This is a genomic window from Dyella japonica A8, from assembly GCF_000725385.1.
GTDB classification, from domain to species: Bacteria; Pseudomonadota; Gammaproteobacteria; order Xanthomonadales; family Rhodanobacteraceae; genus Dyella; species Dyella japonica_C.
On record NZ_CP008884.1, the window covers coordinates 2,356,381 to 2,371,850 of the forward strand.

Consider the following 15,470-nt stretch of genomic DNA (forward strand, 5'->3'; position numbering starts at 1 on the left):
GCGTTACTAATAAATCCCGGGTGGGGAGAGAGCTATGCGATGCAAGCTGGCCGTGGCATGGGCCATGGCAGGGTGCGCGGCCTGTGCGCACGCCGATAGTGGCAGTTTCAACGACCTGTTCACCAACGGCCATGTCGATGGCGAGCTCCGCCTGTACAACTTCAATCGCATGTACGACACGCCCAATACGCCGGATGCGAGCGCGTTGTCGCTGGCGGCACTGATCAACGGGCATACCGGTACGGTGCTCGGCGGACTCAGCTTCGGTGGTTCCTTCGTCACGGCCAACATGCTCGGCACCAAGCCGGACACCATTGCCAAGACGGATACCTCGCTGATGGGCCCGAACAGTTCGCTGGGCGCCTGGAGCCAGGCCTATCTGCAATACCAGCGGGACTGGTTCCTGTTCCGTGGCGGCTACCAGTATCTGGACACGCCGTGGATGGGCGGCAACGACTCGCGCGTGATTCCCTCGTCGTACAACGCGGCGCTGGTGGGTTTCACCCCGCTCAAGGACTGGAACATCTACGCCATCCGTACCTTCAGCTGGAAGAGCCGCACGTCGCAGGGCATGTACAACGACAACCTGTACTACCCGTCGACGTACCAGGGCGACTCCATGTACGGCAACAATGGTTCGTTGCCGAAAACCGCGCCGGAGGCCAACGGTACCTGGGCCGCCGGTACCACGTATAAACAGGGCGACCTCAAGGCCGAAGCCTGGTACTACAACTTCCTGCACTTCGCGCGCATGGGCTACGTCAACGGCAGCTACACGTTCAAGACCGGTACGCCATTCGACCCCTACGTGGCCGCGCAATGGCTCAACGAAGACAGCGGCAGCAACAACATCCTGGTGGATACGCATACCAAGCTGGTGGGCGTGGCGGGTGATCGCGTGAAGGCCGAGGCGTGGGGCGCGCGCATCGGCACCACCATCTACGACGGCAGCATCGATGTTGCGTACAACAGGCTCAGCGGCGAATCCGGCGCGGTGGGTGATGGTGCGCTGATTTCCCCGTACACCGCGAACTACGGCACCGATCCGCTGTTCACCACCTCGATGATTCGCGGCCTGGTGGAAATCGGCCCCGGCCATGCGTGGAAGGGCCGCGCGATCTACAACTTCTTCGACAAGAAGCTGCAGCTGGTTGCCGCGTATGCCAAGTACACCTCGCTCGAGCGTGGTGACAGCCACGACATGTACTTCGACATCATCTACAACTTCGATGGTGCTCTCAAAGGCCTGCAGCTGCGCGACCGCTGGGAAAAATCAGCCGGCGGCATCGCCAACCTGAACCCCGGCAACGAGTCGTTTACGTACAACCGCCTGATGATCTCGTACAAGTTCTGATCTCTGTGCGATGGCGGCGTCGCGCCGCCACCGCGTCTTTCCCTGCACCGGTACCTCCATCGCCTCTTCACGAAAAGGCGACAAAAAAGCGCTTGACTATCAATTAACCAAATGGTTAATTGAGTGCATGGCCAACACCGACGACCCGCTGTCCATCACCTTCGCCGCGCTCGCAGACCCCACGCGACGCGCCATCCTGACCCGGCTGGCCAGGGGCGAAGCCACCGTGGGCGAGTTGGGCGAACCTTTCGACATGTCCGCGCCGGCCATCTCCAAGCACCTGCGGGTGCTGGAAAGCGCGGGGCTGATCGCCCGGGAAGTGGACGCACGGTGGCGCATCTGCCGCCTGCGGGCCGAGCCGATGCACGATGCGCACGACTGGCTTGAAGCGTATCGCCGCCACTGGGAAGGCAACCTGGATCGACTGGTCGAATTTGTCGAGCGAACCCATCGCGCCGATGCGGAAAAACGCGGCACCGGCGCACCACGCGTACCGAGGAAAAAGCCATGACCACCCAAGCCGCCACTTTCGAATTGGAAATGACCCGCTTCATCCGCGCACCGCGCGACAAGGTGTTCGAAGCCCTCACCGACGAGGCCGCCATGGCGGTCTGGCATTGCCCGCGCGGCATGCACATGGGCGAAGTCAGCTCCGACCTGCGCGTCGGCGGTCGCTACCACATCACCATGGCCGGCAAGGATGGCTCGACGCACGGCGCCAGCGGTACCTACCAGGCGATCGAGCGGCCATCGTTCCTCGCCTATACCTGGGCGTGGGATGGCGCGGGCGACGCAGCCGCGCGCACCACGCTCATCGAAGTGACGCTGACCGAGAAAGACCATGGTACTCAGCTGCACATGCGCCATACTGGCTTCCCCGACGCCGCCACGCGCGACGATCACAACCAGGGCTGGACGTCCGTGTTCAACCACCTGGTGGATTACCTCGACCCCGATGGCACCGCCGCCAACGTGATCGTGGTGGGCAGCCCCATCAGCCCGTACGTGCGCGCCGTTCGCATCGCACTGGCGGAGAAGGGCGTGGCTTACACGCTCAAGGCGGTGGCGCCGCATACGCCCGATATCGATGCCTTGCATCCGTTCGGCAGGATCCCGGCGATGTACGACGGCCCGCTGGAGTTCTATGAGACGCGCGCCATTCTGCGCTACATCGATGAAGCGTTCGACGGTCCCAGCCTGCTTCCCCAGAGCGGCGTCACCTCGCGTGCGCGCGCCGAACAGTGGTACAGCGTGATGGATGACTATGGCTATGACGCCATCGTCAAGCGCTTTGTACTGCAGTACCTGTTCCCCGCCTCGGCGGACAAGCAACCGGATCGCACCATCATCGATGCTGCCTTGCCCGACATCGATCGCGTGTTGGCCACGCTCGACGCCGCCTACGGCAAGCGCGACTATCTTGTGGGCAACGCCCCGTGCATGGCGGACTACCTTGCCGCGCCGCTGTTGTACTCGCTGTCTCGCATGCCGGAAGGCCCGGCGCTGCTTGCCAAGTATCCCAACGTGCAGCGCGCGCAGGCGGTGATGCAGGCCCGGCCCAGCTTCATCGCGGCCGAGCCGGATCTCGCCGGCAAGGCCGATGCCACCAACGTCACGCCGCTGCGCAAGGCGAGCGCAGCTTAACCAGCGAGAAATGCTAGGCGCTGCCCTGTGATGGCCGGTGCGACACGGTGCGTGGTGCACATCGCGGGTTGTCGGATGGAGCACCACGTTCTGTCTTGGAGCCTGTTCACGGCATCCTTCAAGCGCCAGATTTCCTCACCGTCATCCCCGCGAAAGCGGGGATCCAGCGACTTTCGGCTTTCCATGGTATTTAAAGGCACTGGATCCCCGCTTTCGCGGGGATGACGGTGAGGGGAAGCAAGGTGCTACAGCGAGCTCATGAACAGGCTCTTATGCCGTACCACCCCGCACGTCACGCTGTACGCATACGAACAAGAGTCACGCCGGGAGGGGCGCGGTGGATCAACGCATCGAACGCAGCCGCGCCGCCTTGCGCACGGCCGTCGTCCAGTTGCTGCTGCAACAGCCGTACGACGTCATCACCGTAGACGACATCACACGCCACGCTGGCGTGGCACGTTCCACCTTCTACGTGCACTTCGAAGACAAGGACGAACTGCTGCGCGCCGGCCTTGCCGGGCCGCTCGACCTGCTCTCGCAACTCGTGGCTGACCCACTGCCGGAGAACGTCATCGTCGCCGCGCTGGAACAGATGCTCCACGTCCGCGAAGCAGGTGTTGGCATACTGCAGGGCAGTGCCCGTGAGGTGATCGCGAAGGCCCTTGCCGGCCATCTGGAAACGCGCCTCGGCGCACGCGGCCTGCATCGCCCCGGTCGCCTGCGGCTGCCGTTCCCGGTGCTCAGCCACATGCTGGCCGATGCCTTGCTCGCGGGTATCCTCGAATGGCTGCTGGCCGAGCGGCCCATGCCGGCGAGTGATCTGGCGCGTGTCCTGATGCAGCGTGCCCGGGCCATCGTCGACGCATCACGCACCGCTTGAATCGCCTTACGCGGCGACTTCGCTCGCCGCCACCGCCAACCCCGACACCACGCCCAGCGAGGGATCACCGTGCACCAGCGGAATCTCCGGGAAACACGCCTGCACGCGCGCCTTCACCTGTGGCGAGCGCGAGGTACCGCCGGTAAGGAATAGGCTGGCGGGCAGGGTGGCGAGGTCGCCGCGCACCGTGGTGAGCGTGCGTTCCAGCAGGGTGAGGAAGGGTTCGATGGCCGCCTGCAGGTCGTCGCGCGTGGCATCTATGGCCAGGCCGGGTTCGATGAAGTCCAGTGTTGCGCGGTGTTCATCCGCGCCGCTCAGCATGATCTTGGTGCGTTCGGCCGTCTGGTTGAGGCGCGTGGTGGCGCCCAGCTCCTGCAGCGCGCGCAGGCGCGGGCCGTATGGCGCGGCGACCAGGCGGTAGTTCTGCTTGCGGAACTCGCGCTGCTTGGGCAGGTTGTACACGCTCGCCGCTTCCACGAACTGATGCTGCGGCACGCGCACGATGTCCTTGCCCATCAGCGGCATGAAGCTGTGCAGGCTCACGCCCACGTCCAGATCCGTGCCGCCCTTGGGCAGGCCCCAGTTGCGTGCGATCAGGGGCATGGCGTTGCCGCCCAGTTCCGCGTGCGTCACGTCGGTGGTGCCGCCGCCGATGTCCACGATCAGCGCGTGCTGCCGTTCGCCGAGGCTCTTGTGATAGTGCATGGCCGCCGCGGCGGGCTCTTCAAGGAAACTCACCTCGTCGAAGCCTGCCGTCGCGGCCGCCTCGCGCAGGATCTCGATGGCCTGCTCCGAGCCGGCCGCGCCCATGGAGCTGCGGAACTCCACCGGCCGGCCGATCACCGCGCCACGCACCGGCTCGCCGAACTGGCGGCTGGCGGTAAGGCGGATGTGTTCGAGGATGTGCGTGGCGATATGCACGATCACCTTGCGCACCTGCGGGTCCAGCCGGAAGCCGAACATCGACTTGGGCGACTCGATCAGGTTGCCGCCGCCGCTTTCCAGATAACCCTCCACCGCCTCTTCGCCGAACAACGCATGCTGGAAGCTGGCGACGGTGGCCGTGGCGGCGCGTGCCTGATCCTCCATCCACTGCCGGCGCACCACGCGCAGCGCATCGCGGCGCAGCTCCTCGTCGGAGCGCGACACCTCGATGCCTGCCGACGCCTGCCGGCGCAACTCGGCGCGGGCGGAGCGCATATGCGTTTCCAGCTGCGCCTCCAGCTCGGGCGTCAGTTCGAAATCGTTCGGGTCGGGCACCAGTTCCGGGAAATACACCGCCGTGCGGAACTGCTCCGCCTCGCCAAAGCGAACCAGGGTGAGTTCACCATCGATGATGGCGGCCGCCGCTGAGTAGCTGGTGCCGAAGTCGATGCCGATGTGCATAAAGAGGCCGCGCGCGAAAGGGCAATCGACCATTATCTCAGGTCTTGGCCCGGCGTGCCTGAAGGGTGGGAGCCGCGCGCCGGGCAGGCGGTTGCCTGCCCGGCGCCCAGGCACTTCTGCGCAGCCGCGTCCGGCATCCCGGCCAGCATGGGATGGCTCAAGCCGCTCCGGGTTCCGGCCGGACTTTTCAAAGCCCGGGCCGGGCGAGCTATATCGTTCGGCGTCTTTTTTGCGCAGAACATTCGGCGCAGCGTATCCATGTTCCGATCTGCGCGCTGCGCCCACGCCGGCGTGCATCAGGCCCGTGCGGCCCGCGCCATTCCGGTCGCAAGCTGGCAGGGGCCGGGGGAGGTTCCCATGGGCTTCGCAGCGCTCGTTTACGGCATCTTCGTCTACGTCTTTTTTCTTGCCACCTTTCTGTACACGATCGCCTTTGTCGAACGTGTCCCGGGGTTCAAGACCATCGACAGCGGGCCGGTGGGTTCGTTGTGGGGCGCATTGATCGTGGATGCGGTGCTGCTCGGCATCTTTGCCGTGCAGCACAGCGTGATGGCACGACAGGGGTTCAAGCGTTGGTGGACGCGCTACGTGCCGCAACCGCTGGAGCGGTCCACCTATGTGCTGGCCGCCAGCCTGGCGGTCGCGTTGCTGCTTTGGCAATGGCGCCCGCTGCCCGACGTCGTGTGGGCAGTGGACAACGCGTTCGGCAGAACGCTGCTGGTGGCTCTCTCGCTGCTGGGCTGGGTGATCCTGTTGATCTCCACGTTCCTGATCAGCCACTTTGAGTTGTTTGGTCTGCAACAGGCGTATCTGGGCTGGCGCGGCAAGCCCCCGGCAACACCGTCATTCAAGACGCCGGTGTTCTACAAGGTGGTTCGCCACCCCATCTATCTCGGTTTCATCCTCGCGTTCTGGGCAACGCCGCTAATGACACAAGGGCACCTGCTTTTCGCGGTGGCTACCACGGGCTACATCTTCGTTGGCATTTTCTTTGAGGAGCGGGACCTGGTCGCATACTTTGGCGACGAGTATCGACGCTACCGCCAGCGCGTGCCGATGATTCTTCCGTTCTTGCGCAGGCACTGAGGAAAAGGCGGAACGTTCAGGCCCGTTCGCCCTGCGCGGTGGACATCAACCAGCGCCGGAACGCATCCATGGCCGAGGTGCTCTGCGTCATGGCGGATTGCACAAGGTAGTAGGCGCCGCCCGCCTCGCGTGATCGCGAGCCGACGCGAGCGAGTGCGCCGGAAGCCAGGGCATCGGCGACCAGCACGCTGCGCCCAAGCGCCACGCCCTGGCCCGCTTCGGCGGCCTGCAGCAATAGCGATGAATCGCCATACACCGGCCCCGATGCCTTTGCGTCGATGGGGCTGTCCGTCTGGCTCAGCCAGTCTTCCCAGCGCACGAAGTCATCACGCAGCAGCGTGGCGTTGCCCAGGTCGCCCAGGTCGCGGATATGCGACTTTTGCAGATAGGCGGCGGTTGCGACGGGGAACAGCTCTTCATCGAACAGCTTCTCGCTGTGCAGCCCCGGCCATTCGCCGTCTCCATAACGGATGGCGAAATCCACGTCGTCGGCATCCAGGTCGATCAGTTGGGTCGTGGCGTGCAGCCGGAAGTCCACCTCGGGATGTGCGCCAAGGAAACCGCTCAACCGGGGCATCAGCCAGCGGCTGACGAAGGAGGGCGGGGCGCTGAGCGACAGGCGATGGGGCTGTGGATGCCGCAGCGTACGACCCACGGCTGCAAGCCTGTCCAGGCAGGCTTCCACCACATCCCGCAGCGCCTTGCCGGCATGCGTCAGCGCCACGTCGCGGGGGCTGCGTTGCAGCAGCTTCGTGCCATAGAACGTTTCCAGCGCACGGATCTGATGGCTGACCGCGCTGACCGTGAGATGCAGTTCTTCGGCCGCCGCGGTGAAGCTGCGCAGGCGGGCAACGCTTTCGAAAGTCCTCAGCGTGTGCATGGGGGGAAGAACGTAGGGCATGCCGGTTTCCAGGTTGAAGGACGTTCAACAGCGCTTGAGGAAATATCACTTCCCGCCGGGCGGGGCGGTGCGAATACTGGCGCCCCAAAGGCAGGGTCGGCGATGCGTCGGCCATGCCGCGAAACCACCGGACTCCACGTCCTTTGACGCCACGCGGAAAATATATGCGACTTCTCGCTTGTCTATCACTGCTGCTGATGTGCGCCCTGGCGCAGCCGGCGTCTGCCTCTTCGTTGCACGAGGGCTGGCAGAGCGTCGACGGGTTGAATATCTTTTATCGCGAGGGCGGCGATCCGAAGGATCCCACGGTGGTCTTCCTGCACGGTAACCCGCTTTCCTCATTGATGTACGTGAAGGTGATGGAGTCGCTGGCGACCGCCCGGCATGTCCACGTGATCGCCATGGACTACCCCTCGTTTGGCTACTCGGACGCGCCGGCTCCCGCTGCCTATACCTATACGTTCGACCATCTGGCGCAAACCGTGGACGACTTCCTGAAGGCGCGTGGCATCACGCGATACAGCCTCTACATGCAGGATTACGGTGTGCCGGTCGGCTTTCGCCTGATGACGCTGCACCCCGAGGCCATTGCCGCGGTGATGGTGCAGAACGGCGTCATCCACCTGGATGGCTTTCCCAGCGCGCAGGATCCGCAAGGCGAACTCCGGCAGCATTGGGAACATCGCAACCCGGCCGTGGACCGGCGGCGCGCCGCCTACGTGCGCTCACTGGGCTACCCCAACGCCAGCCACTGGGACGATGAAGACCACGCCGGGCCGGATGCGACGTTGCAGATGATCGCGGCCATCCAGCGGCCGGGCATCATCGAGGCGCGCAACGATTTGTGGTTCAACTATGGGAGCAACGTGCAGCGCTATCCGCACTGGCAGGCACTGCTCCGCCGCCTGCAGGTGCCGGTGCTCGTGCTCTGGGGCAACAGGGATGGCTTCTTCACCACGCCGGGCGCCTGGGCTTACAAGAAGGACGCGCCGCAGGCGGAAATCCACATCCTCGACTCCACCCATTTCGCCACGCTCGATGCGCCCGATGCGGTGTCCGGGTTCGTTGGTGACTTCCTGGCGCGGCATCGGCCGGCACTGCAGTGAGCCGCTGGCGGCGTCAATCCGGGCTCTTCTGCTCCGAACTGCCTTCATCGGTATACGGCATGCGGGTGTGGCCGTAGCGCACCATCAGCACGGCCATCGCCAGGATCAGGATGGCGCCTGACTCGGCGAGGATGGTCCAGGGCGACACTTCGCTGGTGTTGAGGATCAGGTGCCGGGACATGGCCACCATGGCGATGTACAGCGGTATGCGCACCGGCAACCGGCCGATGCGCCAGTACACCGAACTCATGGTGACCACTTCGAGGTAGATGAAAAGCAGCAGCAGGTCGCTGACCCCGACGCGCCCGGAACGCCACATGTCGGCGATTTCCTGCGTGCCCGCGAACACGGCGGCCACCAGCACGATCAGCAGGCCGACGTGCTCGATGATTACGATGACCTTGCTGCCTAGCTGCTTGACGTCCAGCGATATCGGGCCGGTCATGACGCCCTCGCTACCGGGTGGGTTTGGCCGGATGCTATCGCAAGGACAGGGGCGGCGCGGTGAAGGCGCGGCGACGGGGCATGGCCTATGCCGTGCGCGGCCTGGCTCCGGCCTTTTCCTGAAACGTTTCGTCAGCAAGCGGAAAGGCTGTGTCGCCATGGCTGCCCGCGCCGGCCTGCGACGTGCGTGCATTTTGCCGCATGTGCTTTCTTGCCGCGCCGTGCCTCACCGCGCTACTGGCAGACTCACACGACCCAGTAACAGGCCATCGCACGGGACACCCGGGCGCACACATCCATGAAAAAATTCAAGCCGAAGAAGCCGAGCGGAATGGCGCTCGTCCTTATTGCCCTGTCATTGCTCTGCGCCACGATCTATAGCGCCATCGCATGGGGCCTGGCCACCCAGATCGGCAACCCGCCGGGCGTCGTCCATGGCGTCGGGGCGGATGACTGACGGCGGGCTGCCGGTGCCGTCGTCTGGCCGCTCCAGACCATGCCCGCCTTGCGTGAAGGCGGGCAGGCCAGCCGGCATCCCGATCCAGTGGTCAGCCGTTTCGATGGGCCAGCGCGTAGTCCATCGCCGAGCGGATCGCGGCCACCTGGGCGTCGTTGCACTGCTGCGGCGTGGCGCGCGGGCTGTCCGGATAGACCTCGGTGGTGGTGGCGTAGCGCGCGTTGGTGATGCCCGCGCAAAGGTTCCACTGCTTCACCGGAAACTTGATCACGCCTGGCAGCAGCAGCGGTGAGCCGATGATCTCGCCGCGGGCATCGGCGGGGGCGATATGCGTGACCTTGGCCACGGCGTCGATCACTGCCTGCTGGAATGCCGGCTGCGGATGGTCGGCATCATCGACCAGGTAGAAGCCGTCGGGCACGATATCGGGCTCGAAGGGCTTGCCGTCGCGGGCGGCGAGGGCAGGGCGGAACTCCGACTCGTCGGAATCGGTGGTTTCGTGCAGGTCGATATGCAGCAGCGCGATATCGCGCAGGGGTTCCAGCAGGTCCACCAGCGCGGCGGATTCGCCGGCCGGGCTGTGCTTGGTGAAATTGCGGTTGGGGTCGAGCGCGTCCGGGTTCCAGCGGTGGATACGCTCGTAACCCCATGGGCTGACGCAGGGCACCACCAGCAGATTGGCGCGGCCGGCGTAGTCGTGGCCATGCTGCTCAAGGAACTGCAGCGCGCCATGCACGCCGCTGGTCTCGTAGCCATGCACGCCGCCGGTCACGATCAGCACGGGCAGGTCGTCGCGCCAGTCGCGGCTGCGCACGGCCAGCAACGGGTAGTGCTCGGCACCGTAGGTCAGCGCGCCATAGGGAACCACGTCGAACGCGTCGCGCAGGCGATCCACCACGCTCAGCACGTCGTCCGCATAGCTGCGATGCTTCACCTGACGGCCCAGCCACTCTGCGCGTTCCGCCGCGCCCCAGGGTTGTCCGGGCGTGCCAATGGGATAGAAAGCCTGGTCATTCATGCGGATGTCGTCGCGCTGGGGAAAGGGCTATTTTAGCATTCGCGCCGTGCGTGACCGGCGCGTGGGAAAGGCGCTCAGGGGGCCTTCGTCGCACCGGCCTTCTGCACCAGAACGTCAAACGCCGCGCCGATCTGTTCAGGCGTGAACTCGCAGTGGCCCTGTCCGACGGGTGGCAGCACGGTAAGCCGGGCATCGCGGCCCGCCGTGCGCACCAGCTCGGGGTACACGCCATGAAAGCGCGACGGTACGGTGGGGTCGAACACGTTCCACTGCAGCACGGTCGGCGCGTCGATCTTTCCGGTCAGCGTGACGTGCTGCGCCAGATAAGCCATAGCCGAAGGCGATCCCTTGTATCGACGTACCTGCTGGTTGAACGCTTGGTCGTCGCCAAAGTCGTGGTATGTGGTGGCCGTGGTGTCGACCGGCATGCCGCCGGCGCGCTGCTCGATCTCACGCAGCACCATGTAATACAGCATCAGGGCGCCAGGCAGCGTGGCATCGGTTTCCTGCAGCCGCGCCTCCAGTGTCGCCGCCTTGGCCGGATCGGCCTGTAGCGCTTGCGTGATCTTCTGCGGATCGATCATGGCCGGCGACGCCGCGTCCGCCAGGTCAGGCAGCACGCCGGGGAAGTTCGCGTCGAAGGCGACCAGCGGCGTAACGACGGCGCGCGCGATGATGTCGGGCGAGGAAACGTTCACCCCGCACATCGACAGTGCGCCGTTGTAGTGATGGCCGTTGGCCTCCAGTGTGGCAAGCGCATCGAGCCCGCCCAGCGAAAAGCCGACCACGTACGTGCGATGCGGCTTGCCGTGTTCCCTGGCGAACAGCTGCCGAAGTTGCTCGTTGTCCGTCAGTGCTTCCGCGACAGCCCATCCCTGTGAGGCATACGCACTGGCGGCGACGGCGTAGCCGCGAGCGAGGAAGACGGGCGTCTCTTGGTTCTGCGGCCGAGGTTCCTGTCGCGGCGTACCCTTGGGTTCGTAGCCGTGCATGAGCATGACCAGGTCACCGTTCCAGTGGGCGGGAATGTCGATCCGGTAAGGGGCGCCCTGCAGCGTGCCCGTGATGACCTGATCCGTTGCCGGCGGCGCGGCCACCGGCGCATCGGCCGAGGCATGAAACGGGTAAGCGATACCGGCAGCCACCAGCAGGCCCAGCAGCCTGCCGCCACGTTCGTTGCGCATCAGAAATCCCCCGGGGATGGGATTTCAGGCTAGCACGCGTGCCCGCATCGATGACCAGCTGCAGCGCAGCATGGCTGACCGTTGCGGGCGAAACACGGGCCGTGCCCGCAAGCCGCCCGGATACGCGGCTGCGCGGTTTATCCGTGGCATCAACCCGTCGCCGACGCGGCCTCGCTGATCAGCGCCGCCACTTCCACCGGCCGGGAAGCGAGCGAGGCGTGGCTTGCGTCGAGCGCAATCACCTTGCGCGCACCCATGCGGCCGGACATTCGCTTTTGGTTCTCCGGGTTGATCATCCGGTCGTGGTTGGAGATCTGGTACCACGATGGTTTGTGCTTCCAGGCCGGATCGCTGATCGGATCGCCGAAAGTGGATGCGAGCGGCGCTTTTTGCGTGACCGCCATGACCAGCCCCTCGTCCTCGGTAAGGTCCTGGCAAAAGCTCTCGTGGAACTTGTCGGCCTTCAGCCAGAGATAACCATCGCTGTCGGGCGCGAGGTTCGGCGCGGCCTCGGGCAGTTTTTCCTGCGTAATGCCACCGGGGCTCTCGCCCGCGTCGGGAGCAAAGGCGGCGATGAAGACGAGTGCGCTGACGTTGGGCTGGTTGCCGGCCTCGCTGATCACGGCGCCGCCATACGAGTGGCCGACCAGCACGACCGGGCCCTTGATCTGCGCGAGCATCTTGCGCGTGCGTTCCGCGTCGTCGGCGAGCGAGGTGAGCGGCATTTCGACGGCATGGAGGTCGTCGTAACCCAGGCGCCGCAGTTCGACGATGACTTTGGCCCAGTGGGCTGCGCCGCCCCAGAAACCATGCACCAACACGATCGCCGGCTTGCTGCTCATGACGTTCTCCGGGCGCCAGCGGTGCTGGGCGCAAAAGGATGATCATCGGATGGCTGGCGAGCTGTCCTGCATGTCGCCCCGGTCAACGCGGAACGGCCCGGAAGTGCCGGCATTTTCCCCGTCGCCGCGTCGACGGCCGGTGACGGGCTGCAGCGGGCCTTGCGCTGCGCCGCGGGAGCAGGTGCGGCCCCGCGTGTTTCCTCCCTCAACGGGCGCGGATGGCGTTGCGGTGTCCTGTGCCGTTTCTCCTTCCGGCTGCCGCTGGTTTGGCCTTCCATACGTGGCGACGGCCGCGTGACCGTGGTGGTTCAGGCGAGTCCCTTCGTTACGCTCGTGCGTGTTCCTTCGGTTGTTCAATGCATGTGTTTCAAGCGATGACGATCGCGCGGCGGTGGCATCCAAAGCAAGCTTTTACGGGCATCATTTCTGCCGCAACGACGAACGCATGTTCTTTCATGGACTATGTCTTCCAGCCGTCTGCTGCGGCTGTGGGGGCGCGCGTATAAGTGGGGCCGACAGGGTGTTGGGTCCGCGCAGGACGCGCCTGTTCGCCAAGCCGGGGGGCTGCCATGAGCGACAAGACTGTGTCGGTGATCGACATGGATTGGGATGCTTTTGATCCATGGCGCATCCAGCCGTTCAAGCATAGATTGACCGAGCATCCGCTGTTGCAGACGCAACAGCTGGTGGAGCTGGGCAAGCGGTGCCGGGGAACCAAGCTTTGGTATGCGTTCAACAGCGACGTCACCGCAGGCACGGATTTCGACGATGCCGCCAGTCTGTTTCCCACCTCCAAATCCGCCGTGGACTCGTTGCGCGACATCGGCAGCGCGAAAGCCTGGGTGTTGCTGCGGCATATCCAGGCCGATCCGCTGTATCGGGAGCTGGTCGATGCGGTGATCAATCCGATGAAGCCGATGATCGAGCGCAAGGATCCGGGCTTGTATTACCGCGCGGGATGGATTTTCTCCGCGTCACCCAATACGGCCACGCCGTTCCACATCGATCGCAGCCACGTCTTCCTGTTCCAGGTGCGGGGCACCAAGACGGTGTACGTGTGGGATGCCGACGACCGGGTGGTGTGCAGCGACCGCGCGCGTGACTGCTTCCACTTTCGCCACGACCTGAGCCGCACGCTGTGGAAGGAAGAATTCCGCAAGCGCGCGCACGTGTTCCAGCTCAGCCCCGGCACCGGTGTCTACATGCCGCTGACCAGCCCGCACATGGTGGAGACGAGCCAGGAGGCGTCCACCACCATCAGCTTTACCTACAACACCGACGCCACGCGCCGTCACGGCAGGGTGCATGTGATGCGGGAAATGCTGTGCAAGCTTGGCCTGTCCCCGCCCGATATCGGCGAGAACCAGGTGTTCGACTGGGCCGCGTTCGCCGCCGCGTCGGCCATCGTGGTGTGCCATGGGCCGGGTGGTCACCCACCGGCCTGCCCATCGCTGAGAAGCAAAACTGCCTATGCAGTGGCCGATTGAGTAGTGGCCTGCCTGCGATCGATGCTCCGCCAAAAGGCATAGGCGGACGCTGTCGCCGATGCGGCGCCGGAGGAACCTGCGGCATTTCTGTCCATGGTTGTGCGATGTGCGGCGAAAAAAAGAGCCCGGCATGTGCCGGGCTCCTGTGGGGTGTCTCATGCCACGCGGTTGGTCAGTCGCCGTCCTGGTCGCCGTAGTAGACGGGGGCGGGCGAGCTGTACACCACGGTGCCCGGCTGCACGACCGGCGCATCCTGATAGACCACCGTGGTCGGCTGGCGATACACCACCGTCGGCTGCTGCGGGTAGTAATAGGTCGGCGGCGGCGGGGCGGAAACGGCCTGCGTGATGATGGCAGCGGCCGCGCCGGCCACGATGGCACCGGCAATCCAGCGGCCGCCACTCCAGTGGCCGCGTTCGCGGTGCCAGTCGCCACGGTCGCCACGCCAACCGTCGCGGTCACCGCGCCAGCCACCGCGGTCATGCCAGCCGCCGCGGTTCCAGCCACCACGATCGTGATCCCAGTCGTGCGCGGAGGCGACCATCGGCGCGCCGACAGACGCGACCAGCGCCAGGCCGAGCAACATGCGCTTACTGATCGAAATTTTGTTCATCACACACCTCCGTTGGGTTGGTGCAGATGCTCGGGCCGGAAGGCTTAATGCCTACTGAAATTTTTTGCGATTCTTCTCAGGTTTGTGACGCCGTTGCCTGCCGTTTGGCTACAGGCAAAAAATTTGTCATGGGACGCTTAGCGCTGGCTTACGGGGCACCTTGGTTGGGCCTCAGGCCGCATGGGCTAGCCGTTTACGGGAGAGCAAGCTGGCGGTTCATTCGTGTCGACGCGACGGCTCTTTGTGCTGCGGAAGCCGGCTGGCACGGGGCATCGCGCGTCGCCAATCCTTGCGATCGGGGCGACTTGAGAAGCATCGTGCGAAGTACCACATTGCTTTCAGTCACTTGGGCCGGTTCGCGCGGCCGCGCAGTGCCGGGGCGCCGGGGCGGGCGAACCCGCGGGCCGACCCCTACGCCACACACTCTGACGGGAAGGATCAACACATGAGCACGAAAACCGAAACGGCGGTGCTGGCTGGCGGCTGCTTCTGGGGCATGCAGGATCTGTTGCGGCGTTACCCGGGCGTGCTGTCCACGCGGGTGGGTTACACCGGCGGTGACGTTCCCAACGCCACCTATCGCAACCACGGCACCCACGCAGAGGCGATCGAGATCGTGTTCGATCCGGCCGCGATCACCTACCGCGACATCCTGGAGTTCTTCTTCCAGATCCACGACCCGAGCACGAAGAACCGGCAGGGCAATGACGTCGGCATGAGCTACCGCTCGGCCATCTTCTATCTCAGCGACGAGCAGGAGCGCGTGGCGGAGGACACCATCGCCGACGTGGATGCCTCGGGCCTGTGGCCCGGCAAGGTGGTCACCGAAGTGGTGCCGGCTGGCCCGTTCTGGGAGGCGGAGCCGGAGCATCAGGATTACCTGGAGCGCTTCCCCAACGGATACACCTGCCACTTCCCGCGGCCGGGCTGGAAGCTGCCGCGGCGGAACAGCGACGCCGCCTGAGGCAGCTTCTGCCTGCTGGTCTGTGGGAGCGCACCCTGTGCGCGACGGCGGAGCATCGTTGTCACCGCTGCGTGGGGTTGTCGCGCACAGGGTGCGCTCCCACG

General features: G+C 65.1%; 16 protein-coding genes. 9 read left to right on the forward strand and 7 right to left on the reverse strand.

The genetic code is table 11. The features are described from left to right. Positions 1-34 precede the first annotated feature (34 nt). The 4 genes from HY57_RS09750 (at position 35) to HY57_RS20855 (ending at position 3,878) form a co-directional block, all read left to right on the forward strand. Positions 35-1,354: a hypothetical protein gene (locus HY57_RS09750; RefSeq protein WP_019464129.1), complete on the forward strand. Its 1,320-nt coding sequence runs from the start codon at positions 35-37 to the stop codon at positions 1,352-1,354. A 10-nt stretch (positions 1,355-1,364) separates the two neighbouring features. After that, entirely contained in the window at positions 1,365-1,865 is a 501-nt protein-coding gene (locus HY57_RS09755; protein WP_235186640.1) for an ArsR/SmtB family transcription factor, read from the forward strand. Continuing rightward, positions 1,862-2,998, forward strand: coding sequence for an SRPBCC domain-containing protein (locus HY57_RS09760; protein WP_019464127.1), 1,137 nt, complete (start codon positions 1,862-1,864; stop codon positions 2,996-2,998). Before HY57_RS09755 ends, HY57_RS09760 begins: the two co-directional genes overlap by 4 nt. A gap of 337 nt (positions 2,999-3,335) precedes the next feature. Then, the gene (locus HY57_RS20855) at positions 3,336-3,878 is read left to right on the forward strand and encodes a TetR/AcrR family transcriptional regulator (protein WP_019464126.1); all 543 of its coding nucleotides are present in this window, start codon (positions 3,336-3,338) and stop codon (positions 3,876-3,878) included. A 6-nt stretch (positions 3,879-3,884) separates the two neighbouring features. Here the strand turns inward: HY57_RS20855 and HY57_RS09770 are convergent, their stop codons facing one another. Then, entirely contained in the window at positions 3,885-5,264 is a 1,380-nt protein-coding gene (locus HY57_RS09770; protein ID WP_026033737.1) for an Hsp70 family protein, read from the reverse strand. On the opposite strand from HY57_RS09770, the gene mddA reads away from it, so the two are divergent. Next, positions 5,259-6,350, forward strand: coding sequence for a methanethiol S-methyltransferase (gene mddA, locus HY57_RS09775; protein WP_200873912.1), 1,092 nt, complete (start codon positions 5,259-5,261; stop codon positions 6,348-6,350). The genes HY57_RS09770 and mddA overlap by 6 nt on opposite strands. Before the next feature lie 16 nt (positions 6,351-6,366). Here the strand turns inward: mddA and HY57_RS09780 are convergent, their stop codons facing one another. Next, a complete protein-coding gene (locus tag HY57_RS09780) occupies positions 6,367-7,251 on the reverse strand; it encodes a LysR substrate-binding domain-containing protein (RefSeq protein WP_026033736.1) in 885 nt (294 codons plus the stop codon). Between the two features lie 164 nt (positions 7,252-7,415). Here HY57_RS09780 and HY57_RS09785 point away from each other — a divergent pair, with 164 nt between their 5' ends. Next, the gene (locus tag HY57_RS09785) at positions 7,416-8,357 is read left to right on the forward strand and encodes an alpha/beta fold hydrolase (RefSeq protein ID WP_026033735.1); all 942 of its coding nucleotides are present in this window, start codon (positions 7,416-7,418) and stop codon (positions 8,355-8,357) included. A gap of 13 nt (positions 8,358-8,370) precedes the next feature. Here the strand turns inward: HY57_RS09785 and HY57_RS09790 are convergent, their stop codons facing one another. Beyond that, on the reverse strand, positions 8,371-8,802 hold the full coding sequence (locus tag HY57_RS09790; RefSeq protein ID WP_019464121.1) for a phosphate-starvation-inducible protein PsiE: 432 nt from the start codon (positions 8,800-8,802) through the stop codon (positions 8,371-8,373). A gap of 297 nt (positions 8,803-9,099) precedes the next feature. Here HY57_RS09790 and HY57_RS21830 point away from each other — a divergent pair, with 297 nt between their 5' ends. Beyond that, a complete protein-coding gene (locus HY57_RS21830; RefSeq protein WP_157786173.1) occupies positions 9,100-9,258 on the forward strand; it encodes a hypothetical protein in 159 nt (52 codons plus the stop codon). Between the two features lie 91 nt (positions 9,259-9,349). Here the strand turns inward: HY57_RS21830 and HY57_RS09795 are convergent, their stop codons facing one another. From HY57_RS09795 to HY57_RS09805, 3 genes are all read right to left on the reverse strand, one after another. Continuing rightward, entirely contained in the window at positions 9,350-10,276 is a 927-nt protein-coding gene (locus HY57_RS09795) for a M14 family metallopeptidase (protein WP_019464119.1), read from the reverse strand. 74 nt (positions 10,277-10,350) lie between these two features. Continuing rightward, entirely contained in the window at positions 10,351-11,460 is a 1,110-nt protein-coding gene (locus tag HY57_RS09800; RefSeq protein WP_019464118.1) for a hypothetical protein, read from the reverse strand. A gap of 149 nt (positions 11,461-11,609) precedes the next feature. Then, positions 11,610-12,302 carry an alpha/beta hydrolase gene (locus HY57_RS09805; RefSeq protein ID WP_019464117.1) on the reverse strand — a complete coding sequence of 231 codons (693 nt, stop codon included), beginning with the start codon at positions 12,300-12,302 and terminating at the stop codon, positions 11,610-11,612. A gap of 569 nt (positions 12,303-12,871) precedes the next feature. Between HY57_RS09805 and HY57_RS09810 the strand changes: the two genes are divergently transcribed. Beyond that, positions 12,872-13,789 (forward strand): JmjC domain-containing protein, encoded by a 918-nt coding sequence (locus HY57_RS09810; protein ID WP_019464116.1) that lies wholly within the window; start codon positions 12,872-12,874, stop codon positions 13,787-13,789. Between the two features lie 172 nt (positions 13,790-13,961). Here the strand turns inward: HY57_RS09810 and HY57_RS09815 are convergent, their stop codons facing one another. Further along, positions 13,962-14,402: a hypothetical protein gene (locus tag HY57_RS09815; RefSeq protein ID WP_019464115.1), complete on the reverse strand. Its 441-nt coding sequence runs from the start codon at positions 14,400-14,402 to the stop codon at positions 13,962-13,964. Positions 14,403-14,847: 445 nt separating this feature from the next. On the opposite strand from HY57_RS09815, the gene msrA reads away from it, so the two are divergent. Then, on the forward strand, positions 14,848-15,366 hold the full coding sequence (msrA, locus tag HY57_RS09820; RefSeq protein WP_019464114.1) for a peptide-methionine (S)-S-oxide reductase MsrA: 519 nt from the start codon (positions 14,848-14,850) through the stop codon (positions 15,364-15,366). Positions 15,367-15,470: the final 104 nt, after the last annotated feature.

Coding starts and splice junctions, on each gene's coding strand:
- HY57_RS09760 (WP_019464127.1), top strand. CDS start 1,862: ATGACCACCCAAGCCGCCACTTTCGAATTGGAAATGACCCGCTTCATC.
- HY57_RS09755 (WP_235186640.1), top strand. CDS start 1,365: ATGGCGGCGTCGCGCCGCCACCGCGTCTTTCCCTGCACCGGTACCTCC.
- HY57_RS09795 (WP_019464119.1), bottom strand. CDS start 10,276: ATGAATGACCAGGCTTTCTATCCCATTGGCACGCCCGGACAACCCTGG.
- HY57_RS09750 (WP_019464129.1), top strand. CDS start 35: ATGCGATGCAAGCTGGCCGTGGCATGGGCCATGGCAGGGTGCGCGGCC.
- HY57_RS09800 (WP_019464118.1), bottom strand. CDS start 11,460: ATGCGCAACGAACGTGGCGGCAGGCTGCTGGGCCTGCTGGTGGCTGCC.
- msrA (WP_019464114.1), top strand. CDS start 14,848: ATGAGCACGAAAACCGAAACGGCGGTGCTGGCTGGCGGCTGCTTCTGG.
- HY57_RS09790 (WP_019464121.1), bottom strand. CDS start 8,802: ATGACCGGCCCGATATCGCTGGACGTCAAGCAGCTAGGCAGCAAGGTC.
- HY57_RS09805 (WP_019464117.1), bottom strand. CDS start 12,302: ATGAGCAGCAAGCCGGCGATCGTGTTGGTGCATGGTTTCTGGGGCGGC.
- HY57_RS09785 (WP_026033735.1), top strand. CDS start 7,416: ATGCGACTTCTCGCTTGTCTATCACTGCTGCTGATGTGCGCCCTGGCG.
- HY57_RS09770 (WP_026033737.1), bottom strand. CDS start 5,264: ATGCACATCGGCATCGACTTCGGCACCAGCTACTCAGCGGCGGCCGCC.
- HY57_RS09780 (WP_026033736.1), bottom strand. CDS start 7,251: ATGCCCTACGTTCTTCCCCCCATGCACACGCTGAGGACTTTCGAAAGC.
- HY57_RS21830 (WP_157786173.1), top strand. CDS start 9,100: ATGAAAAAATTCAAGCCGAAGAAGCCGAGCGGAATGGCGCTCGTCCTT.
- HY57_RS09815 (WP_019464115.1), bottom strand. CDS start 14,402: ATGAACAAAATTTCGATCAGTAAGCGCATGTTGCTCGGCCTGGCGCTG.
- HY57_RS09810 (WP_019464116.1), top strand. CDS start 12,872: ATGAGCGACAAGACTGTGTCGGTGATCGACATGGATTGGGATGCTTTT.